The sequence below is a fragment of the Kribbella sp. VKM Ac-2566 genome (assembly GCF_004366005.1).
GTDB lineage: Bacteria > Actinomycetota > Actinomycetes > Propionibacteriales > Kribbellaceae > Kribbella > Kribbella pratensis.
In genome coordinates this window covers 801,332-828,097 of record NZ_SODT01000010.1, presented here as the reverse complement: position 1 = coordinate 828,097, position 26,766 = coordinate 801,332, and the positions used below count along the sequence as shown (strand labels likewise).

The window sequence follows — 26,766 nt, the reverse complement described above, 5'->3', positions numbered from 1 at the left end:
CACGATGAACCTGGCACGACGGCATTTCCTTGCCATCGGCACCGGCACGGCCCTCGCCGCGGCCACGATTCCATCGGCGGCGTCGGCGACGACGGCGGGCGGCCAGTACCGCTGGCGCAACGTGGAGATCGTCGGAGGCGGTTTCGTCACCGGGATCGTCCACCATCCGCGCAAGCGTGGTCTGGTGTACGCGCGGACCGACATCGGGGGAGCCGCGCGGTTCGACAACCGCACCCAGCGCTGGGTGCAGCTGCTGCACTGGATCGGCTGGGACGAGTGGAACTGGACCGGGGTCGAGAGTCTCGCGCTCGACCCGGCGGACCCGCAACGGCTGTACCTCGCGGCCGGCACCTACACCAACGAATGGTCGCCGATCAACGGTGCGATCCTGCGATCGTGCGACCAGGGCCGGACCTTCGAGCGCACCGACCTGCCGTTCAAGCTCGGCGGCAACGAGCCCGGCCGCTCGATGGGCGAGCGACTCGTCGTCGACCCTCGTGACGGCCGGGTACTGCTGTTCGGCACCCGCAATCAGGGGCTGTGGCGCAGCGGCGATCGCGGCGTGACCTGGACCCGGGTGGACAGTTTCCCGGTGACCGGGAATCCCGGGATCGGGATCGGCTTCGTCTTCTTCGACCGGCGCGACGGCACGATCTATGCCGGCGTCGCGGATCCGGCGAACCCGCTCTACCGCAGTACCGATGCCGGCCGCACCTGGTCGGCGGTCCCCGGGCAGCCGACCGGGCTGCTGCCCCATCACGGCGAACTGGGGGCCGACGGCAACATCTACGTCACGTACGGCGATCTCCCCGGACCGTACGAGATGTACGACGGCGCCGTTCACAAGCTGAACACCGCGACCGGTGAGTGGACCGACATCACGCCGTTGCGCCCGAACACCGGTGGCGAAGCCGGCTTCGGGTACGGCGGTCTCGCCACCGACCCGCGCAAGCCGGGCACGGTGATGGTGTCGACGATGAGCCGCTGGGGTCCGGTCGACGACATCTTCCGGTCGGTCGACGGCGGCCGGACCTGGCAGTCGATCGGCGAGCGGATCGTGCTCGACACGTCCGGAGCGCCGTACCTGAACTTCCACGGCACCCCGAAGCTCGGCTGGATGATCGGTGACATCTCGATCGATCCGTTCGACTCGGACAAGGTCCTGTACGTCACCGGTGCGACGATCTTCGGCACCGACGACGTGACCGGGGCGGAGGCGGGTCGCAGTACGCACTGGTCGGTCCGCGCGCAGGGACTCGAGGAGACGGCCGTCCTCGATCTGATCAGTCCGCCGTGGGGCCCGCCGTTGATCAGCGCGCTCGGGGACATCGGGGTCTACCGGCACGACCGGTTGGACGTCGTACCGCCGGACGGACAGGCGTCGAATCCGGTCAGTGGGACGTCGCCGAGTCTGGACTACGCGGCGCTCGCCCCGGGATTCGTCGTACGGCTCGCGAACGCCAATGCCGGCGAGCGGGGTGCGTACTCGACCGATGCCGGGAGCAGTTGGCAGCCGTTCGCGGGCGAGCCGTCCGGTATGACGCAGACGGGTCGGGTCGCGGTCGGCGCCGACGCACGAACGATCCTCTGGGCACCGGGCGATCTCGTCGCGCACTACTCACGCGATCGCGGCGCGACCTGGATCGCCGTCGCCGGCCTGCCTGCCGGCTCGGTGCTCGCCGGCGATCGGGTCGACGGGAGTGTGTTCTACGGGTTCGATCCGGCCACCGGTACGGCGTACGTGAGCACGAACGGGGGTGCCGCCTTCACGGCGACGGCAACCGGTCTGCCGACGGGCGGCGGGAAGCTCGAGACCGTGCTGGATCGGGCCGGGCACTGCTGGCTCGCGGCCGGTGCCGGCGGGCTGTACCGATCGGTCGATCGCGGGTCGACGTACTTGCCCGTGCCAACGATCGAGGAGGCGTACACGATCGGCTTCGGCAAGGCGGCGCCGCACCGAAGGGAGATGGCCGCGTACACGTCCGGGAAGGTCGCCGGTGTCCGCGGGATCTACCGGTCGGACGACAGCGGCGCCTCCTGGGTGCGTGTGAACGACGACCGGCACCAGTACGCCTCCACCGGTGACGCGATCGCGGGTGACCCGAGGGTCTACGGGCGGGTGTATCTCTCCACGAACGGGTTCGGGATCCCCTACGGTGAGCCGGTATGACACGACTCTGGTACGGCGGCGACTACAACCCCGAGCAGTGGGATCCGGGGGTGTGGAAGGAGGACGTCGCCCTGATGCGACAGGCCGGCGTCAACCTGGTGACCGTCGGGGTGTTCTCGTGGTCGTCCCTGGAGCCCGCGCCGGGGCAGTACGAGTTCGACTGGCTCGACCAGGTGCTCGACCTGCTGCACGACGGCGGTGTGAGCGTCGACCTGGCCACCCCGACCGCGTCACCGCCACCGTGGTTCAGCAGATTGCACCCGGAGGCGATGCCGGTCACCGCGGACGGCGTACACCTGACACACGGCAGCCGGGACACGTACTGCGCGTGCGCGCCGGCGTACCGCGATGCCGCCCGAGGGATCGCGCGGACGCTGGCCGAGCGGTATCACGATCACCCGGCCCTCGCGATGTGGCACGTGCACAACGAGTACGGCACGACGTGTCACTGCTCGCTCGCGGCGGCACGTTTCCGCGAGTGGCTCCAGGAGCGGTACGGCGACCTCGATCGGCTGAACGAGGCGTGGACGACCGCGTTCTGGAGCCAGGGGTACGCCGACTGGACGGACATCGAGCCGCCGCGGAAAACGCAGTACCTGGTGAATCCGACGCAGTACCTGGACTACCGGCGCTTCTGGTCCGACGAGTTGCTGGCGGCATTCCTCGAGCAGAAGGCCGAACTACGGACGTTCTCGGAGCTACCGATCACGACGAACTTCGTCTTCGGTAACTGGGTGCCGGTGAATCATGCGCAGTGGGCCGAGGCCGTCGACGTCGTGGCCATCGACAACTATCCGGACGAGACCGGGATCGGTGCCGAGGAGCAGACCGCCTTCGCCGCGGACCTGGCCCGGTCGTGGGCCGGGGGCCGCCCGTGGCTGTTGATGGAGCAGGCGGCCGGGACGCTCAACGACGGACGCCGGTTGCAGGCGAAAGAGCCCGGGCGGATGGCGCGGCACAGCCTGTCGCACATCGCCCGCGGCTCGCAGGGCGCGTTGTTCTTCCAGTGGCGGGCGTCGCGCGGCGGGTCCGAGATGTACCACTCGGCGATGGTTCCGCACGCTGGGCCGGAGAGCCGGATCTTCCGGGAGGTCGCGGAGTTCGGCGCGGTCCTGCCACAGCTGGCGGATGTTGCCGAGAGCGACGTCGAGGCCGAGGTCGCGATCCTGTGGGATGCCGAGTGCTGGTGGGCGATGCAGGGTACCCACCTGCCGTCGTCGGCGCTGGACTACCTCAAGTCGGTACGAGCCGCGCACCGGCACTTCTGGCGTGCCGGCGTGACGGTCGACTTCGCGTCGCCCACCGCGGACCTCTCGTCGTACACGACAGTTGTCGTTCCCAGCCTGTATCTGGTCAGCGACGAGTCCGCGGCAGCGCTCACGGCGTACGTGGAAGGCGGCGGACAGCTGGTGGTCGGGTACTTCAGCGGGATCGTGGATCCCGAGCTGCGGGTCCGGCTCGGCGGGTATCCGGGGGCGTTCACGGAGCTTCTCGGCGTCCGGGTGGAGGAGTTCCACCCGCTGCCGATCGACGGCGAGATCGCCCTGTCGTCCGGTGGGCGCGGGCGGGTGTGGAGTGAGGACGTCCGGGCCGTGTCGGCGGAGGTGATCGATCGGTACGCCGGTGGCGTGCTGGACGGCAAGCCCGCGATCACGCGTCACGAGTTCGGTGCGGGTACCGCCTGGTACGTGTCGACCGAGGTGGACGACGAGACCGCCGCGACGTTGCTGGGTCTGTCACCGTCACCGTCGCCGGTCGAGACAGTACGGCGCCGGGCCGGCGAGACGACGTGGACGTTCCTGATCAACCACGGTGACACCCAGGTCGCCGTACCCGCCGACGGGAGCGAGCTGCTCGTCGGCGAGCTGCCGTTGCCGCCTGGCGGTTACGCGGTGGTGAGATCGCGGTGAGGGGCCTGGCAGCTGCTCTCGCGAGCCGTGAGCGCCGGGGGCAGCAGCGTCAACGCCGGTACGTCGCCGCCCTCGAGCTTCGTGATCAGCGACTCGACCGCCTGGTCGCCGATCCGCTCGGCCGGGATCGAGACCGACGACAACTGCGGAACCTGCCGCTCGGCGACGTCGTCCGCGCAGATCGCCACCAGAGACATGTCCTCGGGCACCCGGCGGCCGAGCCGGCGCAGGACGTCCAGGAGCGGTCCGATGATCGGCTCGTTCTGCACCACCAGACCGGTGATGTCCGGGTGCTCGTCGAGCAGCTGACGCACCGTGTGCAGGATCGCGTCGAACGTATGCTCACAGGGCGTCTCGACGCCGACCACGCCGCGGCGTTCGGCGGCTTCCGCGAAGCCGGTCAGCGTCCGTTGCGCGAAGCCCGTCTGCCGTTCGTACACCGCGGACGGTGTCCCGAGCAGGGCCAGCGAACGGTGGCCGAGGTCGGCCAGGTGGTCGACACAGTGCGCGCCGGCGGCGACGAAGTCCAGGTCGATACAGGTCAGTCCGTCGGCGTCGTCCGGGTAACCGATCAGCACCGACGGCATCGGCAGCTCCCGGAGGACCGGGACCCGTTCGTCGTCGAGCTCGATGTCCATCACCACGAGCGCGTCCACGAGCGAGCTCTGCGCGACCCGCTCGAGCCCGTCCGGTCCTTCGTCGGCGGTCAGCAGCAGTACGTCGTGGTCGTACCGGCGGGCCGTGGTCACGACCGCGGCGGCGAACTGCATCATCACCGGGACATGCATACCGGTGCGCAGCGGGATCACCAGCGCGAGCACGTTGGACCGCTGGCTGGCCAGCGCGCGGGCGCTCGCGTTCGGACGGTAGCCGAGTGCGCGGACGCTGCGCTGCACGCGCTCCCGGGTGTCGGTCGAGATCGTCCGCTTGCCGCTGAGCACGTACGAGACCGTGCTGGCCGCAACCCCGGCGTGCCGTGCGACGTCGGCGATCGTGACCACGTCGTCCCCTTTCCTGATCCTGTCCCAGTTCTACCCCAGTCGAAGCGCTTCGACACCCCATTTGTTCCCCTGCGTTCGCCCAAGGTCCGGCCGCCGGCCGGGCTCGACGAGAGGAATCGAAATGCAGAGATGGTGGAAAGCAGCAGTCGCAGTACTGACAGTACTGGCCGCAGGCCTGGTGACCGCGGCACCCGCGCACGCGGCGGCGTGGTCGTCGTCGGACAAGTTCGGCAGCTGGTCCAACGGCGGGTACACCGTCCGCAATGACGTCTGGGGCAGTGGCGCCGGACCGCAGACCATCTGGGCCAACTCCTACAGCAACTGGGGAGTGTGGGCCAACCACCCGAACACCGGCGGGGTGAAGTCGTATCCGCACTCCGCCCGGAACATCGGCAAGCCGGTCAGTGCCCTCGGCACCCTGACGAGCAGCTTCAACGTGTCGCGGCCCGGCAGTGGATCGTATTCGTCGACCTACGACATCTGGGCCGGCAACAACGCCTACGAGATCATGCTGTGGATGAACAAGCAGGGTGCGGTCGGCCCGATCGGCAGCAAGCAGACCACGGTCAGCGTCGGCGGCCACACCTGGGACGTCTACCGCGGCAGCAACGGCGCCAACGCGGTGTTCTCGTTCCTCCGCACTTCCAACACCAACTCCGGCTCCGTCGACATCAAGGCCGTCCTGAACTGGATCCGCAGCCGGGGCTGGATGGGTGATGCGACCGTCGGCGAAGTCCAGTTCGGCTTCGAGATCACCTCGTCGTCCGGCGGCCTGAACTTCACCAGCAACTCCTACTCCGTCACGTCCAACTGACGCACCCGACCCAAGGAGGTCGGCGGGTTCACCCTGAGCTGGCTGAGTGTGATGCCGAGCAGCACCAGGGCGAGCCCGCCGACCTGTCGCAGGTTCAGCACGTCCCCGGAGACCAGAAGCCCGAGCAGTACGCCGGTCACCGGGTTGAGGAGCCCGATCAGCCCGACCGTTGCGGCGGGGAGCTTGCGGAGGCCCGCGAACCAGGTCGTGAACGCGAGTGCGGTCGCGACGAGTCCGACGTACCCGAAACCGGCCACGGCGGGTCCGTCGAGGCGTGGCGGGGCGCCTTCGACGCCGATCGCGATCGGGATCAGGACGACCCCGCCGGCGATCAACTGCCACGAGGTCGTCGCGAGCGGACCCTCGCCGGCCCGGCCCCATTTCTTGGCCAGGACGTATCCGCAGGAGGACATCGTCAGCGCGGCGGCCGATGCCGCGACGCCGCGCAGGTCGACCGCGTTCGATCCGGCGCCGAGCAGCAGCACGACGCCGGCGATCCCGGCGGTCGCGCCCGTGAGGACCTGAGCGGTCGGGCGTTCCGCGAGCAGGCCCCAGGCGAAGAGCGCCATGGTGAACGGCGCCGCGGACATGATCGTCGACGCGAGGCTGACCGGGAGCAGTTGGGACGCGAGGTAGATCAGCGCGAAGAACGCGCCCATGTTGCAGATCCCGAGCAGCAGTGAGCGCCACCACCAGACGCCGCGGGGGAGGCGGCGGGCGAGGGCGAGCAGGAGAAGCCCCGCGGGCAGTGCGCGGAACACCGCGCCGTACAAGGGATGTCCGGGCGGTAGGTACTCGTGGGTGACGAAGTAGTTCGTGCCCCAGGCGATCGGCGCGATCGCGGTGACGAGGCTCCAGCGGAAGGTATCTTCCATGGAAAACATTATATCTTCCCGGGAAGATAGAGTGGAACTCGTGGACCACGTAGCGAGAATCCAGGCGGAGTGGCGGGTCGAGCGGCCGGATGTCGACACCGCCCCGCAGGGCGTGATCGGGCGGCTGCACCGGATCGCGAACCACCTCACCGGCGAGCTGACGCTGCTCTACGCGAAGTACGGGCTGACGGAGGGTGAGTTCGACGTCCTCGCGGCGTTGCGGCGCGCGGGAGCGCCGTACGAGCGGGCGCCGGGGGAGATCGCCCTGCACACGATGGTGACCACGGGGGCGGTCACCAAGCGGGTCGACCGGCTCGAGGAAGCCGGCTTGGTCCATCGCCGTCGCAGCGACGCCGACGGTCGCGGCCGGGTGGTCCGCCTGACGCCGAGCGGCCGGCGGCTGATCGACAAGGCCTTCACCGCCCACATGGCCAACGAGCAGCGCCTCCTCGAGGCACTTACACCGGACGAGACCACTCAGCTCGAGAAGCTCCTGACGACCTGGCTCGCCCGCCTGGAACCGCCCGCCTGACACGCGCACGAGGACGGTTGCGGGAGTCCGCTGGTGACAGGTGGGTAACCTCTCCTGGTCGCAAGGTGAGCCGATAGGAGATGATGCCCACCGTGACCGGACCACATCGCGAGCTCGCGCAGACGCCGTCGGAGGCTGATCCGGCCGTCGCCGGCCTGACCGTCGGGCTCGGTGGACCGTCGGGGCGGTTCGCCCGGCTCAGCTCGTCGTGGTGGACGCCGCTGCGGATCGCGCTTGCCGTCTGCACGATCACCTTCGGCCTCGGCGTACTGCAGAAGGCGCCCTGTATGGAGGCCGGCTGGGACCGGCAGAGCTGGCGGCCGTTCAAGGCGCTCTGCTACTCCGACATCGGGTTCCTGTACCAGGAGCGCGGTTTCGCGGAGGGTAACCGGCCGTTCCTCGACACCGGCAACTACCCGGTGCTGGAGTACCCGGTACTGACCGGCGGCTTCATGGAGGTCGCGGCGCAGCTCACCTGGCTGGTCACCGGCGATCCGAAGAAGGACCTGACCGTCGAGCAGAAGCGCGACACGGCCGGGGTGTTCTTCCTGGTCAACACCGTGCTGCTGTTCCTCTGTGCGTTGCTGATCGTCGGCCTCACGGTCGCGACCGCGCGCGGAGTCGCAAAACGCCCGGGAGCGGCCCGTGGACAGCCGCTGGACGCTCTGTACGTCGCTGCGGCGCCGGCGCTCGCACTGACGTCGACGATCAACTGGGACCTGTTCGCGGTCGCGTTGACCGCCGGGGCGATGTTCGCGTGGTCGCGCGGGAAACCCATCTGGTTCGGCGTACTGCTCGGACTGGGGACGGCGGCGAAGTTCTACCCGTTCCTGTTGCTCGGTCCGTTGCTGATCGTCTGCCTCCGTGGACGGAAGCTGTGGCCGTGGATCCAGGCGACGGTGGCGGCAGCGGTCGCGTGGGGACTGGTGAACGCGCCGATCTACCTGCTCGCGAAGAACGAGTGGCTGTCGTTCTGGCAGTTCAACGACGAGCGCGAGAGCGACTACGGCTCGATCTGGTACGTCCTCAAGCTGGCCAAGCACGAGGTCGCGGACGTCAACCAGCTGAACATCGTGATCTTCGCCGGGTTGTGCCTGTCGATCGCGATCCTCGGCCTGATGGCGCCCCGGCCGCCCAGATTCGCGCAGCTCGCGTTCCTGGTGGTGGCTGCGTTCCTGCTGATCAACAAGGTCTACTCACCGCAGTACGTGCTGTGGCTGCTGCCGCTGGTGGCGCTGGCCCGGCCGCGGCTGCGTGACTGGCTGATCTGGCAGGCCTGCGAATGCTTCTACTGGATGCTGGTGTGGATGCATCTGGCGCAGTTCCTGGCGCCTGGCGACCCGCAGATCCCGGACCGGATCTACTGGTTCTCGGTGATCCTGCGGATGGCCGGCACGCTCTGGCTGATGCTGGTGGTCGCCCGCGACATCCTGCTCCCGGAGAACGATCCGGTACGTCACGGTGACGTGGTCGACGATCCCAGCGACGGCGTCAGATCCCGCGCCCGCACAGACCTGGCAACGGCCTAGAACCTCAGCTTGGTGACGTCCAGGTTGCCGCCGCTCACCACGGCGGCAGTGACGCCTTCGGGCCGGAGGCCCTCGATCAGTGCCGCGAAGGGCGCCGCAGCCGCCGGTTCGAGGGCGAGTTTGGTCCGTGACATCACCAAGCGGGTCGCCTCGAGCAGCGCGTCCTCGGACACGCGGACGACGTCGTCGACGTACTGCTGGATGAGCGGGAGATTGCGGGTGCCGCAGACGGGTGCGGCGAGGCCGTCGGCGATCGACCGTGCGGTCAGGAGCTTCTGAGGGACGCCGGCCGCGAGGCTGCGACTGACCACGTCGGCCTGCTCCGGCTCGATCCCGATCACGCGGATCGACGGTTTCATCAGTTTCACCGCCGTCGCGACCCCCGAGATCAGTCCGCCGCCGCCCACCGGAACCAGGACGGTGTCGAGGTCCGGGCGGTCGGCCAACAGCTCCAGACCGAGGCCGGCGTGCCCGAGGATCACGTCCTCGTCGTCGAACGGGTGCACGCCGGTCAGCTGCCGGTCGTCGCGGATCTGCTCGTACTGCGCCATCAGGTCACCCTCGACGAGCTCGACGGTCGCGCCGTAGCCGCGCGCCGCGTCGATCTTCGCCGGCACGGCGGTCGCCGCCATCACCACCGTCGCCGGCACCCCGGCATCCCGTGCCGCCCACGCCAGCGCCCCGGCCGCGTTACCCGCCGACACCGTGATGACACCGCGCTCGCGCTCCGCAGTCGTCAACCGCAGGAGCTTCGTCAAAAGTCCGCGGACCTTGAAGCTGCCGGTCTTCTGGAACAGCTCGGCCTTGAGCACCAGGTCGGCCGCGAATCGTTCGTTCAGAGCTGACGAGGTCAGCATCGGTGTCCGGTGGATCCGCCCCTCGAGCTCGGTGGCGGCCCGGCGGATGTCCTCGAGCGTCGGCATACGCTGGTCAGATGCGCGCGGCGACCGCGGTGGCGAGTTTGGCGGCCGCGTCCGGAGACTGCGGCAGGAAGAGGTACGGCTCGATGAGCTCGATCTCCATCAGCAGGAAGCGGTCGTTGACCACGACTCCGTCGACGCGGGCGTAGGTCGGCGTCGGGCCGGAGGCAGCCAGGGCCGCCTGGGCGCCCTCGAGTACGGCGGCAGGCGGGTCCGTCGGCGTCGTCTGGCCGCCGTACGACTCCTGGACGCGGTAATCGCCGGTCGCGGGGCGCTTGATCACCGCGTGGCTGAACTCGCCGTTGAAGAACAGCAGCGACCACTCGCCGTCGGACTGGATCTCCGGCACGAACGGCTGCACGAGGTACACCACGTCCGGCAGGTCGTTGAGCGCCTGCTCGAGTTCGGGAGAGCCTGCGACACCGCGGACCGTGTGCAGGGCGTTACCGCCTACGGTCGGCTTGACGACGATCTGCTGACCGGTGAGTCCGGCCACGACCTCGCGCAGGCACGCGCCCGCCGCGACCTGGGACGGAACGATCGCGACACCGCGTTCGCGCAGTTCGAGCAGATACTGCTTGTCGCTGTTCCAGCGGACCTGGTCCGTGGAGTTCAGGACGGGTACGCCGGCCTTGTCGAGCTGGGCGAGCCACTCGGTGAATTCGGCGTACAGCCAGAAGTAGTCCCACACGGTCCGTAGCAGGACGGCGTCGTACGCGGACCAGTCGACCGACGGGTCGGTCCAGACCTCGACCACCGGGTCGAGGCCCGCGGCGCGCAGCGCGTCGAGGAGCGGGCGTTCGTCAGGGTGCAACTCAGCGTATTCGGTCGAGGTTGCCAGGGCGATGCGATTCGTCACGCTCGCCAGTGTTGGCGGGGAGGGGCGGTGCGGTCAAACCTGACTTCGCAACGAGTTGGTGACGGATCGTGAGGCCGCCGGCCACGATGACGGCGGCGGTGAGGTGGATGAGGCCCTGGCGGGTGTCGTGGCCGAAGCTCGCGTAGGCGAGGTACGACGCGAGCGGTACGGCGATCCATTCGGGGCGACCGGCCAGCGCGGCGAGGGCGATCAGCGGGAGGCCGTACCAGGGGTACGTCGGGGTGGCGATCAGGAGCGCCGCGCCGTACAGCCAGCAGCAGGTGAGGGCGATCGGGTCGCGGCCGGCGCGATGGAAGGCGAGGGCGGCGAGGCCGAGCGCGAGGGCCGCGGCGACGACCTGGCGGGCCTCAGGAGGCAGCAGGAGCGCGAGAATCGCGGAGCGGGAGCTGCCGTCCTCGAAGCCTTCCTGGTTGAGGTAGCCGGGGAGGAAGCCGAGCACCAAGGTGCCGACGGCAAGAACGTGGGGGAGGTACGAGGCGATGAAGGAGCCGACGGCCACGAGTGGGCGCCGGCGGCGGAACGCGGGGAGCAACAGGAGCGGAAGGAGCTTGACGCTGCCGGCCGCCCCGAGGAGGACGGCGGCGAGTTTCGGTCTGCGGGCGGCGGTGACGACGGCCGCCGTGATGAAGAGTGCGGCGAGGACGTCGACGTGGGCGGCGTTGCCGGCTTCGAGAGCGACGATCGGTGACCAACCCCACAGCGCGGCCCAGCGCGGGTTCTGTACGGCGAGTAGCCAGGTAAGTGCGATCGCGATCAATGCGGCCGCGATCTGGAGTCCGAGGGTGCCGGCAGACCACGGGGTGAACAGGGCGACCACGGTGAAGTAGGCCTCGGCAACAGGCGGATAGATGGTCGGCACACCGGGGCGGTTGATCCGCGTCCTGGCGTCGTCGACCGGGAGCTGGGCCGGGTCGTCGGGGATGCCTGTCACACCGGAGCGCTGGTCCGGCGACAACCCAGGGAACAGCACAGGATCCCGCAGCGGCGCCAACGAGTCGTCCAGTGGCACATAGCCGTACGGCGAATGCCCGGACAACTGCACACGCCCGTCCCACACGTATCGGTAGGCGTCTGTGCTGGTGATCGGCGCCTGTGTCAGCCCCGGCACCTGACACAATCCCGCCACAACCACCACAACCCCAACACTCAACCCCCGCCCAAACCGCCACACCAACCCCGCGACCACAACCGTCCCCACCACCAACACCACATCCGGCCACCACTGCGCCCGCGCGGCCGCGATCGCCCCCGCGCACACACCCACCACAGCACCCCCAACCCACATGAACCGGCGACTTTGTGCCCCGTTCGACCATTCCCGGCGCCAGAATTTGACTGAACCGTGCACAAAGTCGCGACCCGGGGCGGGTGTCATGCGGTTCGGCGGAGGGTCAGGAAGGCTCGGTGGGGGGTGCGCCAGTCTTCGGTGGGGTGGAGGTGAGTTGTGCGGGCGTGCCGGATCAGGGCCCGGGTGCCGACTCTTGCCCAGGGCAACGGGGTGGAGCGGCGGCCGGTGGAGCTGCGGAGGACTATCGGGGTGACGTCGTCGAGATCGTCGTCCGGGTCGACCTCGACCAGCACGAGACCGTCGGGGCGGACCAGTTCGGCGCAGCGACGCAGCAGATCGGCCGGATCACCACCGATCCCGATGTTCCCGTCCATCAGCAGCACGCTGCCCCAGCGCCCCTCGCCCGGCAGCCGATCCTGCACCGGACGATGCAGCGCCGACGCACCACGCGACGTGGTGAGCGACACCGCCCGCGGCGACACATCGACCCCGAGCGCGGGGATTCCGCGTTCGGCGAGCGCAGTGACGATCCGCCCCGGCCCGCACCCGATGTCCAGCACGGGCCCCTCACATCGACTCAGCGCGAGCCGATCCACGTCGTCCGCGGGCGCCGTCCAGCGGTCCACCTCGGACAGCGACGGCACAGTCCGCCCATCGATGCCGGTAGCAACAACTCGCGCCGTACCGCCGAGGGCCTGCTCGAACAGCAGCCCCGGATGCGCCGCATGCTGCAGCCTCCGGTACAGCCGCGACACCCGCAGCGAGGGGAACTCGTCGGCGAGGTACGCCGCATCCCGCGGGGTATCCATGTCGCGCAGAGTCGGCAGGATTTTGACCCGCAATCCCAACGCCAGCAGCCGACGGAGCTGGTCCCGCCCGGTGTGGTCGGTCGACATCGGTACGCCGAGCAGCGCGCGCGGATCCGGCGTACGGAGACCGAGACACCAGTACCCGCCGTCCTCGGTCAGGCCGAGCACCGCGTCATACCCGGACCACGCGAACCCGAGCAGCTCCGGCCGGAGTTGCGGCGTGTCCATCCCGACGAGCAGCATCGGCGTACCGTCGTACACGTCCTCGAACGCCGCCACGAGCCGCTCGTCGAGGCCGCCGCCGCGCTGCTTCACGACCTCGAACCCAGGCGGCAACCAAGGCCCCGGCTCGCCTTCTAGCGCGACTACCCGGCGCGTCGCGGGCGCGAACTGAACCGCGCCGAGCGTGTCGACCAGCGACGCCCGCGCCAGCGCCGCTGCCTCGCGTGCCGTGAACTCGCTCTGCAGCCGCGTCTTCACCCGCCCCGGCACCGGCTCCTTCGCAATCACGATCACCGTGCCGCGCTTCACCGCGCCAAAACCTTCGACATGTCGAGTACGGCGCGCGCGGCGCCCAGCGGCGTACCGGTGACCTTCGAGCGACCGGAGCGCGGGAGGTAGTCGACGTCGACCTCCGCGATCCGCCATCCGGCGTCGGCGGCGCGGACCACGGTCTCCAACGGGTATCCGGACCGTCGATCCGTCAGCCCGAGTCCGAGCAGCGCAGTACGTCGCCCAGCACGCATCGGACCGAGGTCGTGCAAAGCGACGCCCGTACGGCGCCTGATCCGCCGGGACAGCTCCGCGTTGGCCAGCCGGAGATGCCACGGCCAGACCTGCCGCGACACCGGACGCCGGCGGCCGACGATCAGATCCGCGCGGCCGGCAACGACCGGCGCGGTCACGCGGACCAGTTGCCGCGGATCGAGCGACGCGTCCGCGTCCATCACGGCCACGATGTCGGCGTCGGCCGCCTCCAGGCCGGCATGACACGCAGCGCCGTACCCCTTCACCTCGCACCGCACGACGGTCGCGCCCAGCCGAGCGGCAACGGCAGCCGAGTCGTCGGTCGAGCCGTTGTCGACGACGATGGCGCGGACACCGGGCGGGAGGCGTTCGAGGACCCAGGGCAGGGCGGCCGCCTCGTTCAGGCAGGGCAGCACGAGATCGACGGACATGCTTCGACGGTAAGGACGAACTCGCGTCGCCAGGGCATGAACACGACTACGGGTCGCTTACGGCGTACTGCGTTCCGGTGCTGGTGCGGCTGCGGGACGGGCGGAGGATCTACGCTCTGAGCGTGGCTACTCGTGTTCTAGTGGTGGACGACGACCCGACCGTGTCGAACGTCGTCTCGGCGTACCTGACCAAGGCCGGGTACGACGCCCGCGTGGTCGCGGACGGCGCGTCGGCGGTCGAGGTGTGGCAGCAGTGGAAGCCGTCGGTCGTCGTACTGGACGTGATGCTGCCCGGACTGTCCGGACTCGAGGTGCTGCGCCGGATGCGTGCGGCCGACGACGGTGCCGCGGTGATCATGCTGTCCGCGCGCGGCGAGGAGGAAGACCGGCTGGTCGGGCTCGAGGTCGGTGCGGACGACTATGTGGTCAAGCCGTTCAGCCCGCGGGAGCTGACGCTGCGGGTGCAGGCGATGGTACGGCGGGAGGAGCGCCTGGCCGGGCTCGATCTGACGCCGACCAAGCTCAGCGCGGGACCGGTCATGGTCGACACGGCGGCGCGGCGCGCGTACCTCGGCGAGAACGAGCTGTCGCTGACGCACCGGGAGTTCGACCTGCTGGCGTACCTGGTGTCGCATGCGGGCAAGGCGTACACGAAGGCCGAGTTGCTCCGTCGCGTGTGGGGCTGGGACTTCGGCGACTCGTCGACGGTCACCGTGCACGTACGGCGGTTGCGGGAGAAGATCGAGGCGGATCCGTCGGACCCGAAGCTCGTCCTCACCGTGCCGCGCACCGGGTACCTGTTCGCCGGTGACGCGTCGTGAACAAGGACATGGCGACCATCCTGGCGCTCACCACGGGGTGGACGCTGCTGGTGGCGGCGGTCGGCGCGGTGGTGCTGTGGCGCTTCCGGCGGCGGTCGTTGCGGATCACGATGATCGTGGCGGCGCTCGCGCCGATGGCAGGTGCGCTGGCCGCGGTGCTGCAGAGCGTGCGGGCGATGTTCATCTCCGAGCACGACTCGTGGGTGGTGCTGTGGACGCTGGCGTTCGCGGCGCTGCTCGGGCTGGCGATGTCGGTGCTCCTCGGGCACTGGGTCGCCGTCGGGTCGCGGGATGTGGGGCGGCGGTTGCGTCATCTCGGGACGTCGTACGAGCCGACGGAAGGCGCCGGCGGGGTGGTGCCCGCGGAGCTGGCCACGTTGCGGGACGAGTTGGAGATGACGCGGAAGAAGCTCGCCGCGTCGCATCAGCGGGAACGGGCGCTGGAGACGAGCCGGCGGGAGCTGGTGGCGTTCATGTCGCACGACCTGCGGACGCCGCTGGCCGGGTTGCGGGCCGTGTCCGAAGGCCTCGAGGACGGGGTGATCGACGACGTACCGGGCGCGCTGCGGCAGATGCGGTCGACGGTCGACCGGATGACCGGGCTGGTGGACGACCTGTTCGAGCTGTCGCGGTTGTCGACGGCGCCGCCGCCGCGCCGACGGTCGGCGGTGAGCCTGCGGGAGCTGGCCGAGGACGTCGCGGGGGAGAACAGCGAGCATGCGCGGGCGGAGGGCGTTCAGCTGTCCGTGTCGACACCGTGTGACGACGATCGGCTCGCCGTACAAGGGGATCCGGACGAGTTGACGCGCGCGGTCACCAACCTGGTCGGGAACGCGATCCGGCACACGTCGGCGGGCGGGACGGTGACGCTGACGGTCGATCGCGAGCTGGACGGGCGGGTCCGCCTCGCGGTGACCGACGGGTGCGGCGGGATTCCCGCTGCTGATCTGGAGCGCGTCTTCGACGTCGGCTGGCGCGGCGACGAGCAGCGCACACCCGACGCCGGCGGCGGCGGGCTGGGGCTGGCGATCGCGCGCGGTGTGGTCGAGTCCCATGACGGGAAGATTGCCGTCAGCAACGTCGACGGCGGGTGCGCCTTCGAGATCGACCTTCCGCCGGTCCTAGCCGGCCGAGTGGAGTAGGTCGTCGAGGCCGGCCTGCAGGTCGTACGTCGGCTTCCAGCCGAGCTCGTTCTTCAGGCGGTCGGACGAGGCGGTGATGTGCCGGACGTCGCCGAGGCGGTATTCGCCGGTGACGACGGGCGGCGGGCCGCCGTACGCGCGGGCCAGCTCGGCGGCGACCTCACCGATCGTGGTGACGGTGCCGCTGCCGACGTTGTACGCCGTGAACGGTGGCTGGTGGGGGAGGGCGGTCGCCGACAGCGTGACCGCTGCCGCGACGTCGCGGACGTGGACGAAGTCGCGGCGTTGACGGCCGTCCTCGAAGACACGCGGCGTCTCCCCACGTTCGAGCGCGGAGCGGAAGATCGCCGCGACTCCGGCGTACGGCGTGTTGCGCGGCATGCCGGGGCCGTACACGTTGTGGAAGCGGAGTGCGGTGACACGGCCGCCCGTCTCGCGGGCCCAGGTGGCGGCGAGATGCTCGCCGTTGAGCTTGCTGGCCGCGTAGGCGTTCCGCGGGTCCAGCGCAGCGTCCTCGGTGACGAGACCGGGCCGCAGCGGAGCGCCGCAGTGCGGGCAGGGCGGCTCGAAGCGGCCTTGCTCGAGGTCTTCGGTACGTCGGGGGCCCGGGGCGACCTGTCCGTGGTCGTCGCAGTCGTAGCGGCCCTCGCCGTACACCACCATCGAGCTGGCGTAGACGAGGTTGCGGATGTTGCCGAGGGACTTCAAGAGGACCGCCGTACCGAGGCTGTTGGAGGAGACGTAGTCGTCGATGTCGTCGAGATGGACACCGAGGCCGACCTTCGCGGCCAGGTGGATGATGGTGCCGATGCCGTCCAGCGCTCTGGTCACGGCGTCCGCGTCGCGAATGTCGCCGACGATCAGGCCGGGGCGGCTCGCGGGGCGCGCGGCATGTACGTCCGGGCGGAAGGAGTCGAGGACGGTGACTTCGTGGCCCTCGGCAACGAGCTGGTGGTGGACGTGGGTGCCGATGAAGCCGGCCCCGCCCGTCAGCAAGACTCTCATCGAGCCGCCTCCGTCCCGTCGAGCGAGTGGCGGCAGGTGCAGTCTGCGTCAGCCTTCGGGAGCTGGCCGATCACGTCCTTAAGGAGCACCTGCAGGCGTTCGATGCTGTGCTTGAAAGCGTCGAACACCTCGGCCTGGGTGACGCCGGTGCCGGTCTCCACGCCCGCGTCGTGATCGGTGACGACAGCGATCGACGTGTAGCAGAGCGCGAGTTCGCGGGCGATGGCTGCCTCGGGTGCGCCGGTCATGCCGACGACCGACCAGCCCTGCGCCGCGTGCCACTGCGACTCGGCCCGGGTCGAGAACCTCGGCCCGTTGATGACAACCATCGTGCCTTCGGGTACGACGTTGCCGGAGGCAATCACTGTGGCGCGGCCGACGGGGCAGTACGGATCCGCGGCGGAGGTGTGCACCACGGGCGCCTCGTCGTACACCGTGTGCTCCCGGCCCCACGTGCGATCGACGTACTGGTCGGGGACCACGAAGGTGCCGGGGGTCAGCTCGGGTCTGAGCGACCCGACCGCGCAGGGGCCGAGGACCTGGCGGACGCCCAGCTCGCGTAGCGCCCACAGGTTCGCGCGGTAGTTCACCCGGTGCGGAGGGAGCCGATGGTCGGCGCCGTGCCGCGGGACGAACGCGACCTCCCGCCCGTCGAGGTCACCAACGAGCGGCGGCTCGCTGGGCGCGCCGTACGGCGTGTCGATCTCGATGGTCTCCGCATCAGCCAGAAACGAGTAGAACCCGGACCCGCCAATCACACCAATCTCAGCCATACCCCGACGCTAATGCCGCCCCAACCCACCCATCACCCCATCCGCCCCACCGTCACCGCCCCGTAAGCCCCCTCAGTTCAACTTTGAGAACCCACCAACCAAATTCCAGCGCGATTTCTGGTTGGTGGGTGCTCAAAGTGGGGCCTGCAGCAGGGGGTTGGTGGATGCGGCCTGGCGCGTGGCGGGTGATCGAATGGGGGTGTGGAGATGTCTTGGGTGCTGCTCGCGGTGGGCGTGGTGCTGCTGTTGTTCGGCGCCTACGCGAGCTGGACCGCCGGCCGGCTCGACCGGCTGCACCATCGCGTGGAGCTCGCCCGCGCATCACTCGAGACCGAGCTGGCGCGCCGCGCCGCCCTGGTCGCGGAACTGGCCGGCAGTGACATCCTCGACCCGGCCTCCGCCCTTCTGCTCCTCGACGCGGCCCACCGCGCCCGGGCGGCCTCACTCGACGCGCTCGAACTCCGCGAACAAGCCGAGTCCGCCCTCACCCGAGCAATCCATGCCACCGGCACCGACATCGAACCCTGGGCCGGCGAACTGTCCCTCGCGATGCGCCGCGTCCAACTGGCCCGCCGCTTCCACAACGACGTCGTGGTCTCCACCCGCGACCTACGCCACCGCCGCCTCGTCACCTGGTTCCGCCTGGCCGGCCACGCCCCCATGCCCACCACCATCGAACTCGAAGACGGCCGATGAACACCTTCGAGGAGGCTTCTTCGCGCGTGGCGGGCGCTAACCCGCCTCGCCGGCTACCTGAACCAGAATTTCTTCGCACTGGACATCTTCCGTGTGGAAAACGGAAATACGGCCTGTCGGAGAGAGAGTATCCGGTTAAGCAATAGCAGAAAGAATCGGGAAGGCAACGAAGAATGCGCTTTCCGGACGCCGTGGCGGTGGCGTGATCCGCTACTACCTGCCCTGGCCGTTCATCCGCTTGGCCCAGCGTGCGGCCTCACGTCCGGACATCTTTACGCCGTTGTCGATCTTCTGGCCGGTCTCGATGTCCTTGCCGCGCGCCTTCGTTTCCTTCTTTTCCTCTTTCTTCGCCGCTCTTCCGAATTTGGCCATGACTCGCCTCCTGCTGTCGTTGTTCGTTGTTCGCCAAACGTACGACGGTCAGGGGGTCAACAATCGGAAGTCACTTCGCGTCGGCGTACCTTTCGACCACCGCTGAAACAAAGGCGAAGTTGGTGGGGGTGGGGCCGAAGGTCAGGGTGCCGGCGAGGTTGCCGGCTTGTTGGATGGCTTCGGTGACCTGGTCGGCTTCTTCGGCGGGGCAGTGGACTATGACCTCGTCGTGCTGGTGGAAGACGAGTTCGGCCTTGAGGGGTGTCAGGGACTGGCGGAGGGCGGCCAGCAGCAGTAGGGCCCAGTCGGCGGCGCTGCCTTGGACCACGAAGTTTCTCGTGAAGCGGCCGCGGGCTCTCGCATGGCGCGGGTCTGTGGTGGGGATGTCGGCGGGTGGACCTTCGAGCATGGCTTCGTCGAGCGGGTGGCCGCTCGGTGGGCAGGTGCGGCCGAGGTACGTGCGGACCAGTCGGCCTTCCTCGCCCGCGCGGGCCGCGTCGTCGACGTACTGGACTGCCTGCGGGAATCGTTTGCGCAGCATGGCGAGGTTGTTGAGGCCGTCGCCGGACGTCTGCCCGTAGATCGCACCCAGTACGGCGATCTTGGCGTGTGCCCGGTCTCCGGAGAACGCCTGGTCCGAAACGGCCTTGTAGAGATCACCGGGATCGCTGGCGACCTCCATCAGCGCCCGGTCGCGCGAGATCGCGGCCAGCACCCGCGGCTCGAGCTGCGACGCGTCCGCGACGACGAGCCGCCAGCCGGGGTCGGCGACCACCGCGCGGCGGATCACCTTCGGGATCTGCAGACCGCCGCCGCCGTTCGTGACCCATCGACCCGACACCGTGCCGCCTGGCAGGAACCCGGGCCGGAAGCGCCCGTCGTGGACCCAGTCGTTCAGCCAGCTCCAGCCGTTCGCGGTGTAGATCCGATACAGCTTCTTGTACTCGAGCAGCGGTGCCACCGCCGGATGATCGATGTGCTCGAGCTCCCACTTCCGCGTCGACTTCACCTGGTGCCCGGCCTGCTTGAACGCCTTCAGTACGTCGGCCGGCAACTCGGGCCGCACGCGGTGCCCGAAGGCCGCGGAGATCTCGTCCGCGAGCTCGGTCAGCCGGCGCGGCTCGCCCGAACCCGGGAACCGTTCACCGAGCAACTCGTTCAACAGCTCCCGATGCGCATCCGCGCTCCACGGCAACCCGGCGAGATCCATCTCCGCGGCGACGAGCATCGCGGACGATTCCGATGCCGTGAGCAACCGCATGCGATCCGGGTACTCGGCGAGGTCGTGCCGTCGGAGTTGGTCGGCGTACACCCGGAGCAACGCCTCGAACGGGATCGGCTCGACGGCGATCTCGAACAACGACGACTGCTCACCCGGTACGACGGCGCGCAGCGGCGGATCGGGTGGGACCGGACGACCGCTCGAACGCGCCCACGCGGCGGCCGCGGACCGTGGCTCGCCGAGCCGGCCCTCGTGGCCGAGCAGCAGGCCCTCGGTGTTCTCGATGTCGTAGCACCGCTCAACCCGGACGCCGGCCGCCAGCAGCCGCGGATAGATCTCGGTCGACGAACGCCACACCCACCGCGTGACCTGCGGCCGCGACGCGACGGCCGCGACCAGATCCGGCTCGCGCAGAATCTCCCCGGCCGGCTGCCCGTCCGGATGCAGCGCGACGAGCATCGCCCCGCCGCCCTCCTCCGGAGCGATCAGCCACCGTTCGTCCACAGCAACATCCTCACACCCGCCACCGACACTCTGACCACCCGAACCTTGAGCACCCACCAACCAGATCGAGGGCGGGAAAACGGTTGGTGGGTGCTCAAAGATCGGGGATCAGGCCAGTTGTGGGAGACTGGACTTATGTGGCGGGCGGGGGATCTGGAGGCGGCGGACGGGACCAAGACCGAGCAGGTCGAGGGGCTCGTGCTGCGGCGGATCGAGCGTGGCGACCTGTCGATCGGGTCGCGGTTGCCGTCGGAGCGGGTGCTGGCGGAGCGGCTCGGGGTGAGCCGCGTGACCGTCGTACGCGCGTTGGAGAACCTGCGGCGTGACGGCGTACTGGAGACCAAGCGTGGCTCCGGGACCGTAGTGCGGCCGCTGGACCGGCTGCTGGACCCTGTGGCGCCGGCGTCGACGGTGACGGCGGGGGACCGGCCGGTGCTCGACCTGCGGTTCGCCACGACAGCCGCGCCGCATGACGTGGCAGAGGCGGCAGCGCAGATCGTCCAGGACGGGCTGCCACAGGCCATGGGAGGTGACGGACCGCCACCAGGTGGATCGCAAGAGCTCAGAGCGGCGTTGGCCGAGCGCCTCACCGCAGAGGGCGTGCCGACCGAGCCTGAGCAGCTGACACTCACTGTCGGCGCAGCAGCCGGTCTGAACGCCGCACTGGCCGGGCTGGACCTCGGACCGGGTGTAGCGATCACCGAAACCCCGACGTACCCGGCGGCCTTCGACCTGCTCCGCAAATACCGCCTGGACGTAGCAGGCTGGCCCGCAGGTGTCTGGGACACCGACCAGCTCGCTCACCTCTGCCGGCGCCATCGCCCGAAGGTCATCTACCTGCAGGCCGACAACCACAACCCAACCGGGCTCAGCCTGCCGGCCGACCGCCGCCAAGCTGTGGTCGAGATAGCACGCAGGTACGGCGCCGCTCTGATCAGTGACGAGACGATGCGACCATTGTGGTTGGCAAGTGGGGAGCAGGCCGATCCGCTGAGCCGCTACCCGCGCACCGTGAGTGTCGGCTCGCTGTCCAAGACGGTGTGGGGCGGGCTGCGCGTCGGCTGGGTGCGTACCGGCAAGCAGCTCCGCAGGCGGATCAACACCGCGGCACAACTCAGTGTGGCGTCGCCTAGCGCGCTGGACGACCTGCTGGCCCGGGCGATCGTGCCGAAGCTCGACAAGGTGATCGGACGCCGCAGGACCCGGCTGCGCGCCAACCTGAACGCCCTGGAGACCGGACTCCGGACGCTCGACGGTGTGGCGTGGCCCACGCCGACGGGCGGTATGACGCTCTGGCTCGAGCTGACCGAGACGAGGGCTCGCCGCGTCCTGGAGGCGGCCCGCGAACAGGGTCTGCTGCTCGGCGCCGGTGACCTGTTCACTCCGGACGCGACCGACCGCCGGCACATCCGGATCCCGTTCACCGCGCCGCCGGCCACGCTGAGGCTCGTGGTCGCCCGGTTGGGCGAGGCTCTTCAGTCCACTTGATTCTGGGTGGACTGAAGATCGATGCCCGCCACCTCCTAACCTGGAGATGAGGCCCACGACCAGGAGGATGTAGTGACCGAGAACCAGACCCCCCAGACCGGCCCGCAAGTCGGTACCGCGAAGGTGAAGCGCGGCATGGCGGAGATGCTCAAGGGCGGCGTGATCATGGACGTCGTCACCGCCGAGCAGGCCAAGATCGCCGAGGACGCCGGCGCGGTCGCGGTGATGGCGCTGGAGCGGGTCCCGGCCGACATCCGCGCCCAGGGCGGCGTCTCCCGGATGAGCGACCCGGACATGATCGACTCGATCATCAACGCGGTGTCGATCCCGGTGATGGCCAAGGCCCGGATCGGTCACTTCGTGGAGGCGCAGGTGCTGCAGAGCCTCGGGGTGGACTACATCGACGAGTCCGAGGTGCTCACCCCGGCCGACTACGCGAACCACATCGACAAGTGGCAGTTCACCGTGCCGTTCGTCTGCGGCGCGACCAACCTGGGCGAGGCGCTGCGCCGGATCACCGAGGGCGCGGCGATGATCCGCTCCAAGGGCGAGGCCGGCACCGGTGACGTGTCCAACGCGACCACTCACATGCGCCAGATCCGCCAGGAGCTCCGCAGGCTGCAGAACCTGCCGGAGGACGAGCTGTACGTCGCGGCGAAGGAGCTGCAGGCGCCGTACGAGCTGGTCAAGGAGGTCGCCGCGCTGGGCAAGCTGCCGGTGGTGCTGTTCACCGCGGGCGGGATCGCCACCCCGGCCGACGCCGCGATGATGATGCAGCTCGGCGCCGAGGGCGTGTTCGTCGGCTCCGGCATCTTCAAGTCGGGCAACCCGGCGCAGCGCGCGGAGGCGATCGTCAAGGCCACCACGTTCCACGACGACCCCGACGTGATCGCCAAGGTCTCCCGCGGTCTGGGCGAGGCGATGGTCGGCATCAACGTCGACGAGATCCCGCAGCCGCACCGACTCGCCGAGCGCGGCTGGTGACGTCGGCCAAGAGCTCGAACAGCCTGCCGTCGGTGGACGAGCGGACCGCCCGGGAGCTGCGCGGCCTGGCCCGCGTCCTGGTGCGGTCCGGGTACGCCGACCACGCGACGATCACCGCCGCGCTGACCGAGGCGGTGAAGGAGGACGCGCCGTCGATGGACGCGGCCGCTCTCGTACCGCTGCTGATCGGCGAGGCGGTCATGGATCTCAACGAGGACGCCGCTACCTGGCCCGCGACGACCGATCCGGACCGGCTGGACGCCGTACTCGCGGAATTCGAGCGTCTCGGCCTGGTGGTGGTCCGCTACACGTCGGACCACCACGCCGCTCGGCAGGCGCTGGAGGCCGCGGACAGTCCGCAGGGGCTGGTGTTCTTCACCGACACCGACGTCTGGCACGCCGTGGACTTCGGGATGCTCGAGCTGAAGCTCTGGCACCCGGACACCGCGAACGTCGCACCGGGGGAGCCGCTGCTGGAGGACGTGCTCGCGCTCCTGCACCAGCACGACCTGCCCGCGGTGTTCGACGAAGGCCGGATCGAGGTCACCCTCGACTGGCAACGGAGGGTGACGTTATGACAGTGATCGGCGTCTTCGCGTTGCAGGGGAACGTGCGCGAGCACCTGGCCATGCTGGCCCAGGTCGGTGTCGAGGGTCGCGCCGTACGGCGTCCGTCCGAGCTGGCGGAGGTCGACGCGATGGTGCTGCCGGGTGGCGAGTCGACCACGATGGACAAGCTGGCCCGGGCGTTCGAACTGTTCAAGCCGCTGCAGAAGCGGATCGCGGACGGGATGCCGGTGTTCGGCACCTGCGCCGGAATGATCATGCTGGCGAACGAGATCACCGGCGGCACCGCGGACCAGGAGACGCTCGGCGGGCTCGACGTGACGGTCCGCCGGAACGCGTTCGGGCGGCAGGTGGACTCGTTCGAGGCGGACCTGGAGTTCGCTGCGCTGGACACGCCGTACCACGCCGTGTTCATCCGGGCACCGTGGGTGGAGCGCGTCGGGAGGGACGTGGAGGTATTGTCGACGGTGAGGTCGGGACCCGCCACGGGTAGGATCGTCGCGGTTCGCCACGACCGGCTGCTGGCCACGTCGTTCCATCCGGAGATGACCGGGGACGCCAGGCTGCACGGCTACTTCGCCGAGCTGGTCCGCGGCCGCTGAGTCGTTCGTAGGTCAGTTGCAGCGGTAGAAGGGTTGGGTTCGCCATGTCAGGCCACTCCAAGTGGGCCACCACGAAGCACAAGAAGGCCGTCATCGACGCGAAGCGCGGCAAGCTCTTCGCGAAGCTGATCAAGAACATCGAGGTGGCCGCCCGGATGGGCGGTGGCGACCCTGGCGGGAACCCGACGCTGTACGACGCCATCCAGAAGGCGAAGAAGTCCTCGGTCCCGAACGACAACATCGACCGCGCGGTCAAGCGCGGCTCCGGTGCCGAGGCGGGCGGCGCGGAGTACCAGACGATCATGTACGAGGGCTACGGCCCGAACGGCGTGGCGATGCTGGTCGAGTGCCTTACCGACAACCGGAACCGGGCCGCCGCGGACGTCCGGACGGCGATGACGCGCAACGGCGGATCGCTCGCCGACCCGAACTCGGTCGCGTACCTGTTCAACCGCAAGGGCGTGATCGTCGTCGCCAAGGACCAGGACGGCAGGTCGCTGTCCGAGGACGACGTGATGGAGGCCGTGCTCGAGGCCGGCGCCGACGAGGTCAACGACCTCGGCGAGTCCTGGGAGGTCGTCACCGAGGCCACCGACATGGTCGCGGCCCGGACCGCGCTGCAGGACGCCGGGATCGACTACGACTCCGCCGACGTCCAGTTCGTCCCGTCGATGACGGTCGAACTGGACGCCGACGGCGCCGGCAAGATCTTCCGCCTGATCGACGCCCTCGAGGACAGCGACGACGTCCAGAACGTGTACGCGAACTTCGACGTCAGCGATGAGATCATGGAAGCCGCCAACGCCTGAGATTCACATGCCGAGGGCCTTGCCGTCGATCACCTGAGCGGCCGGCGGGGCCTTCGGCGTTGCGACCTGGTTGTACTCGGAGAACGTCAGCGCGTCGGTGCCGGACGACTCGAGGCGGACCGGGCGCGCGGTGACGGTGTCGACCCAGAGGGTGCCGTCGGTGTCGCGGAGACCGATCGCGGTGACGCCGTCGACGGTCCGCGGCGCGGTCTTGCGGAGCGTGCCGGTCGGCTCGAACAGCGTGTCGAAGAACTTCGGCTTGCTGGCGAACGCCGCGAGCTCACCGAGATCCTGGTCGGTCAGGGACGTCTTGATCCAGCGGCCCCCGACGAGCCCGATCACGGCATCCGCGTCGGCCTTCTTCTTGATCTGGGCACGCCAGAACTTGTCGCTGATCTTCAGGTACGCCGTCTTGTCCAGGACGATCAGCGAGAACGCGGCGCCGTTGATGCTCATCGTGCCCTGACCGCCGGCCTTCGCGAGCCGGATGTCCAGCACGATACGGTCGCCGTCGTCGGTCATCGAACCCTTCATCCGGACGCTGGTCGCGGCCTTCGCGGCGGCCTGGGTCTTGGCCAGGATCTTCGCGGAGGACAGCCCGGCGATCGTGCTCGCCGGCGTACTGGCAGGCGGCGTGGACGGTGTCACCACCGGAGACGGCGTGACGGACGTTGCCGTCGGGGTGGGTGTCGGCGTGGTCCCCAGGTTGTCGCTGGTTGCCGGGGCGGATCCCTGGCAACCAGCGACAAGTACGACCAGCACACCCACCATCGCGCCTGCCGCTGTACGACGTTTCAGCATCTCGCTCCCCCTCCCGCACACCTCAGTGCAGATATCAGAGAGATGCCGGCGGCGCCGGAAAAGTTGCTATCGGTTCCAGTAACGGTCGTCGATCAGGTTCAGGGCCGCGAGATCTTCCGCGACCAGTCCGGCGTAGACGGTGGCGCCGTACTCGGACGTGTGGGTGTCGTCGCGCTTCTCACGGGTCAGGTACAGCGCCTTGGCGGCCTCCGGCCCGAGCGCCTCGACGACGGCCTGCGTGCGTGCCGTGAGATCGATGAGGTCGACGTGCTCGGCCGCCGCGACCGAGCGCATCTCGGCCGGGAGGTCGACGCCCAGACTGTTGACGATCAGGCCCGTCGAGTTGAGCTTCGTCCCGGTGAACCATCGGCGCACGATCGGCGTCACCAGGACGGGTGTCGCGCCGGTGGAGTGGATACTGGACACGATCTCGGTCAGGTTGGCCCGGTACTGCGCAGCGGTCGTCTGCTTGTCGTTGTGGGCGAACTGGACGAGTACGACGTCCCGCGGCCCGAGCTGTGGCCGCAGCGCCTCCCACATTGCAGGCTCGGCGAGGAACGAGACCGTGCTCTCACCTGATCCCGAGTGGTTCACCACCGACAACCCCTGGCCGAAGTGGCTCGGTAGTCGTTGGCCCCAGCCCGTGTACGGCGCTGTCTCCTGGTCGGTGACTGTGGAGTCGCCGGCCAGGAACAGCCGTCGCGTGCTGACCGGCGCCGGTGTCACGACGACGTTCAGTGGAGCCGGCCCGGACAAGCGCAACGTGAGGCCCGGCGTACCTGGTCCACCGAACCCGTTCTGCTGTCCCTCCGGTTCCCGCACATTGACCGTGAAGCGCAGGACCGGCTCCGAGCTCTCGGACACCATCAGCCGCCGGGCCTCCGCGAGTACCTCGACAGGTTCCCGCGCGCTGCCCAGGACCACCTTCACGTCGTAGTCGCCCGGCGGGACGTCGTACGTGCAGGTGACCGGCGCCTCGCCGGTGCACTCCGCCGTGACCGCCGCTGCGGCCGTCATCGGATGTGCGCCGAGGGCCAGCACGACCCCAGCGGTGAGTAAACGCAGCATGGTGGCC

At 69.4% G+C, this 26,766-nt stretch carries 26 protein-coding genes; 13 read left to right on the top strand and 13 right to left on the bottom strand.

The window, feature by feature from the left end; all coding sequences use genetic code 11:
* Window positions 1-4 precede the first annotated feature (4 nt).
* Both EV647_RS22225 and EV647_RS22220 read left to right on the top strand, forming a co-directional pair.
* Window positions 5-2,170: a sialidase family protein gene (locus EV647_RS22225; protein ID WP_134005778.1), complete on the top strand. Its 2,166-nt coding sequence runs from the start codon at window positions 5-7 to the stop codon at window positions 2,168-2,170.
* Window positions 2,167-4,080, top strand: coding sequence for a beta-galactosidase (locus EV647_RS22220; RefSeq protein WP_134005776.1), 1,914 nt, complete (start codon window positions 2,167-2,169; stop codon window positions 4,078-4,080). The genes EV647_RS22225 and EV647_RS22220 overlap by 4 nt, the downstream gene beginning before the upstream one ends.
* Here the strand turns inward: EV647_RS22220 and EV647_RS22215 are convergent.
* A complete protein-coding gene (locus tag EV647_RS22215; RefSeq protein ID WP_134005775.1) occupies window positions 4,056-5,081 on the bottom strand; it encodes a LacI family DNA-binding transcriptional regulator in 1,026 nt (341 codons plus the stop codon). The genes EV647_RS22220 and EV647_RS22215 overlap by 25 nt on opposite strands.
* Before the next feature lie 121 nt (window positions 5,082-5,202).
* Between EV647_RS22215 and EV647_RS22210 the strand changes: the two genes are divergently transcribed.
* The gene (locus EV647_RS22210) at window positions 5,203-5,895 is read left to right on the top strand and encodes a hypothetical protein (protein WP_134005773.1); all 693 of its coding nucleotides are present in this window, start codon (window positions 5,203-5,205) and stop codon (window positions 5,893-5,895) included.
* Here the strand turns inward: EV647_RS22210 and EV647_RS22205 are convergent.
* The gene (locus tag EV647_RS22205; RefSeq protein ID WP_134005771.1) at window positions 5,874-6,770 is read right to left on the bottom strand and encodes a DMT family transporter; all 897 of its coding nucleotides are present in this window, start codon (window positions 6,768-6,770) and stop codon (window positions 5,874-5,876) included. The two genes, EV647_RS22210 and EV647_RS22205, sit on opposite strands and share 22 nt — an antisense overlap.
* 40 nt (window positions 6,771-6,810) lie before the next feature.
* On the opposite strand from EV647_RS22205, the gene EV647_RS22200 reads away from it, so the two are divergent.
* Window positions 6,811-7,302, top strand: a complete 492-nt coding sequence (locus EV647_RS22200; protein WP_238177333.1) for a MarR family winged helix-turn-helix transcriptional regulator — start codon at window positions 6,811-6,813, stop codon at window positions 7,300-7,302.
* Between the two features lie 83 nt (window positions 7,303-7,385).
* Window positions 7,386-8,831: a glycosyltransferase family 87 protein gene (locus tag EV647_RS22195; protein ID WP_134006062.1), complete on the top strand. Its 1,446-nt coding sequence runs from the start codon at window positions 7,386-7,388 to the stop codon at window positions 8,829-8,831.
* Here the strand turns inward: EV647_RS22195 and EV647_RS22190 are convergent.
* From EV647_RS22190 to EV647_RS22170, 5 genes are all read right to left on the bottom strand, one after another.
* Complete coding sequence (locus tag EV647_RS22190) at window positions 8,828-9,754, bottom strand: threonine/serine dehydratase (protein WP_134005767.1); 927 nt, start codon at window positions 9,752-9,754, stop codon at window positions 8,828-8,830. The two genes, EV647_RS22195 and EV647_RS22190, sit on opposite strands and share 4 nt — an antisense overlap.
* 7 nt (window positions 9,755-9,761) lie before the next feature.
* On the bottom strand, window positions 9,762-10,610 hold the full coding sequence (locus EV647_RS22185) for a RimK family alpha-L-glutamate ligase (RefSeq protein WP_134005765.1): 849 nt from the start codon (window positions 10,608-10,610) through the stop codon (window positions 9,762-9,764).
* Window positions 10,567-11,739 carry a glycosyltransferase 87 family protein gene (locus EV647_RS22180; RefSeq protein ID WP_166680400.1) on the bottom strand — a complete coding sequence of 391 codons (1,173 nt, stop codon included), beginning with the start codon at window positions 11,737-11,739 and terminating at the stop codon, window positions 10,567-10,569. Before EV647_RS22180 ends, EV647_RS22185 begins: the two co-directional genes overlap by 44 nt.
* A 263-nt stretch (window positions 11,740-12,002) precedes the next feature.
* Window positions 12,003-13,259, bottom strand: a complete 1,257-nt coding sequence (locus tag EV647_RS42615) for a DUF2064 domain-containing protein (RefSeq protein ID WP_202876264.1) — start codon at window positions 13,257-13,259, stop codon at window positions 12,003-12,005.
* Window positions 13,256-13,906: a glycosyltransferase family 2 protein gene (locus EV647_RS22170; protein ID WP_134005761.1), complete on the bottom strand. Its 651-nt coding sequence runs from the start codon at window positions 13,904-13,906 to the stop codon at window positions 13,256-13,258. Before EV647_RS22170 ends, EV647_RS42615 begins: the two co-directional genes overlap by 4 nt.
* A 122-nt stretch (window positions 13,907-14,028) precedes the next feature.
* Here EV647_RS22170 and EV647_RS22165 point away from each other — a divergent pair, with 122 nt between their 5' ends.
* Window positions 14,029-14,727, top strand: coding sequence for a response regulator transcription factor (locus tag EV647_RS22165; RefSeq protein WP_134005759.1), 699 nt, complete (start codon window positions 14,029-14,031; stop codon window positions 14,725-14,727).
* Window positions 14,724-15,869, top strand: a complete 1,146-nt coding sequence (locus EV647_RS22160; protein WP_134005757.1) for a cell wall metabolism sensor histidine kinase WalK — start codon at window positions 14,724-14,726, stop codon at window positions 15,867-15,869. The genes EV647_RS22165 and EV647_RS22160 overlap by 4 nt, the downstream gene beginning before the upstream one ends.
* Here the strand turns inward: EV647_RS22160 and EV647_RS22155 are convergent.
* Together EV647_RS22155 and EV647_RS22150 are read right to left on the bottom strand one after the other, a co-directional pair.
* Complete coding sequence (locus EV647_RS22155) at window positions 15,849-16,874, bottom strand: NAD(P)-dependent oxidoreductase (protein WP_134005755.1); 1,026 nt, start codon at window positions 16,872-16,874, stop codon at window positions 15,849-15,851. The genes EV647_RS22160 and EV647_RS22155 overlap by 21 nt on opposite strands.
* Window positions 16,871-17,647 carry an S-methyl-5'-thioadenosine phosphorylase gene (locus tag EV647_RS22150; RefSeq protein ID WP_134005753.1) on the bottom strand — a complete coding sequence of 259 codons (777 nt, stop codon included), beginning with the start codon at window positions 17,645-17,647 and terminating at the stop codon, window positions 16,871-16,873. Before EV647_RS22150 ends, EV647_RS22155 begins: the two co-directional genes overlap by 4 nt.
* Before the next feature lie 207 nt (window positions 17,648-17,854).
* On the opposite strand from EV647_RS22150, the gene EV647_RS22145 reads away from it, so the two are divergent.
* The gene (locus tag EV647_RS22145; protein WP_134005751.1) at window positions 17,855-18,343 is read left to right on the top strand and encodes a hypothetical protein; all 489 of its coding nucleotides are present in this window, start codon (window positions 17,855-17,857) and stop codon (window positions 18,341-18,343) included.
* A 213-nt stretch (window positions 18,344-18,556) separates the two neighbouring features.
* On the opposite strand, the gene EV647_RS42120 is transcribed toward EV647_RS22145, so the two are convergent.
* The gene (locus tag EV647_RS42120; RefSeq protein WP_166680092.1) at window positions 18,557-18,715 is read right to left on the bottom strand and encodes a hypothetical protein; all 159 of its coding nucleotides are present in this window, start codon (window positions 18,713-18,715) and stop codon (window positions 18,557-18,559) included.
* A gap of 70 nt (window positions 18,716-18,785) precedes the next feature.
* Complete coding sequence (locus EV647_RS22140) at window positions 18,786-20,441, bottom strand: bifunctional 3'-5' exonuclease/DNA polymerase (RefSeq protein ID WP_134005749.1); 1,656 nt, start codon at window positions 20,439-20,441, stop codon at window positions 18,786-18,788.
* Between the two features lie 135 nt (window positions 20,442-20,576).
* Between EV647_RS22140 and EV647_RS22135 the strand changes: the two genes are divergently transcribed.
* The 5 genes from EV647_RS22135 (at window position 20,577) to EV647_RS22115 (ending at window position 24,890) form a co-directional block, all read left to right on the top strand.
* Window positions 20,577-21,929: a PLP-dependent aminotransferase family protein gene (locus EV647_RS22135; RefSeq protein ID WP_134005747.1), complete on the top strand. Its 1,353-nt coding sequence runs from the start codon at window positions 20,577-20,579 to the stop codon at window positions 21,927-21,929.
* A gap of 72 nt (window positions 21,930-22,001) precedes the next feature.
* Window positions 22,002-22,913, top strand: coding sequence for a pyridoxal 5'-phosphate synthase lyase subunit PdxS (gene pdxS, locus EV647_RS22130; protein WP_134005745.1), 912 nt, complete (start codon window positions 22,002-22,004; stop codon window positions 22,911-22,913).
* A 32-nt stretch (window positions 22,914-22,945) separates the two neighbouring features.
* Complete coding sequence (locus tag EV647_RS22125; RefSeq protein ID WP_238177332.1) at window positions 22,946-23,491, top strand: hypothetical protein; 546 nt, start codon at window positions 22,946-22,948, stop codon at window positions 23,489-23,491.
* Window positions 23,488-24,081, top strand: coding sequence for a pyridoxal 5'-phosphate synthase glutaminase subunit PdxT (gene pdxT, locus EV647_RS22120; protein WP_134005743.1), 594 nt, complete (start codon window positions 23,488-23,490; stop codon window positions 24,079-24,081). The genes EV647_RS22125 and pdxT overlap by 4 nt, the downstream gene beginning before the upstream one ends.
* Window positions 24,082-24,125: 44 nt before the next feature.
* Window positions 24,126-24,890 carry a YebC/PmpR family DNA-binding transcriptional regulator gene (locus tag EV647_RS22115; protein ID WP_134005741.1) on the top strand — a complete coding sequence of 255 codons (765 nt, stop codon included), beginning with the start codon at window positions 24,126-24,128 and terminating at the stop codon, window positions 24,888-24,890.
* 3 nt (window positions 24,891-24,893) lie between these two features.
* On the opposite strand, the gene EV647_RS22110 is transcribed toward EV647_RS22115, so the two are convergent.
* Complete coding sequence (locus EV647_RS22110) at window positions 24,894-25,691, bottom strand: hypothetical protein (protein WP_134005739.1); 798 nt, start codon at window positions 25,689-25,691, stop codon at window positions 24,894-24,896.
* A 66-nt stretch (window positions 25,692-25,757) separates the two neighbouring features.
* Window positions 25,758-26,759 (bottom strand): rhamnogalacturonan acetylesterase, encoded by a 1,002-nt coding sequence (locus EV647_RS22105; RefSeq protein ID WP_134005737.1) that lies wholly within the window; start codon window positions 26,757-26,759, stop codon window positions 25,758-25,760.
* Window positions 26,760-26,766: the final 7 nt, after the last annotated feature.

What these genes read in the sequence shown, in the direction of transcription:
- EV647_RS22105 (WP_134005737.1), bottom strand. Translation starts at nt 26,759, where the DNA reads ATGCTGCGTTTACTCACCGCTGGGGTCGTGCTGGCCCTCGGCGCACAT.
- EV647_RS22150 (WP_134005753.1), bottom strand. Translation starts at nt 17,647, where the DNA reads ATGGCTGAGATTGGTGTGATTGGCGGGTCCGGGTTCTACTCGTTTCTG.
- EV647_RS22145 (WP_134005751.1), top strand. Translation starts at nt 17,855, where the DNA reads ATGTCTTGGGTGCTGCTCGCGGTGGGCGTGGTGCTGCTGTTGTTCGGC.
- EV647_RS22220 (WP_134005776.1), top strand. Translation starts at nt 2,167, where the DNA reads ATGACACGACTCTGGTACGGCGGCGACTACAACCCCGAGCAGTGGGAT.
- EV647_RS22205 (WP_134005771.1), bottom strand. Translation starts at nt 6,770, where the DNA reads ATGGAAGATACCTTCCGCTGGAGCCTCGTCACCGCGATCGCGCCGATC.
- EV647_RS22135 (WP_134005747.1), top strand. Translation starts at nt 20,577, where the DNA reads ATGTGGCGGGCGGGGGATCTGGAGGCGGCGGACGGGACCAAGACCGAG.
- EV647_RS22115 (WP_134005741.1), top strand. Translation starts at nt 24,126, where the DNA reads ATGTCAGGCCACTCCAAGTGGGCCACCACGAAGCACAAGAAGGCCGTC.
- EV647_RS22190 (WP_134005767.1), bottom strand. Translation starts at nt 9,754, where the DNA reads ATGCCGACGCTCGAGGACATCCGCCGGGCCGCCACCGAGCTCGAGGGG.
- pdxT (WP_134005743.1), top strand. Translation starts at nt 23,488, where the DNA reads ATGACAGTGATCGGCGTCTTCGCGTTGCAGGGGAACGTGCGCGAGCAC.
- EV647_RS42120 (WP_166680092.1), bottom strand. Translation starts at nt 18,715, where the DNA reads ATGGCCAAATTCGGAAGAGCGGCGAAGAAAGAGGAAAAGAAGGAAACG.
- EV647_RS22210 (WP_134005773.1), top strand. Translation starts at nt 5,203, where the DNA reads ATGCAGAGATGGTGGAAAGCAGCAGTCGCAGTACTGACAGTACTGGCC.
- EV647_RS22170 (WP_134005761.1), bottom strand. Translation starts at nt 13,906, where the DNA reads ATGTCCGTCGATCTCGTGCTGCCCTGCCTGAACGAGGCGGCCGCCCTG.
- EV647_RS22225 (WP_134005778.1), top strand. Translation starts at nt 5, where the DNA reads ATGAACCTGGCACGACGGCATTTCCTTGCCATCGGCACCGGCACGGCC.
- EV647_RS22195 (WP_134006062.1), top strand. Translation starts at nt 7,386, where the DNA reads ATGCCCACCGTGACCGGACCACATCGCGAGCTCGCGCAGACGCCGTCG.
- EV647_RS22155 (WP_134005755.1), bottom strand. Translation starts at nt 16,874, where the DNA reads ATGAGAGTCTTGCTGACGGGCGGGGCCGGCTTCATCGGCACCCACGTC.
- EV647_RS22110 (WP_134005739.1), bottom strand. Translation starts at nt 25,691, where the DNA reads ATGCTGAAACGTCGTACAGCGGCAGGCGCGATGGTGGGTGTGCTGGTC.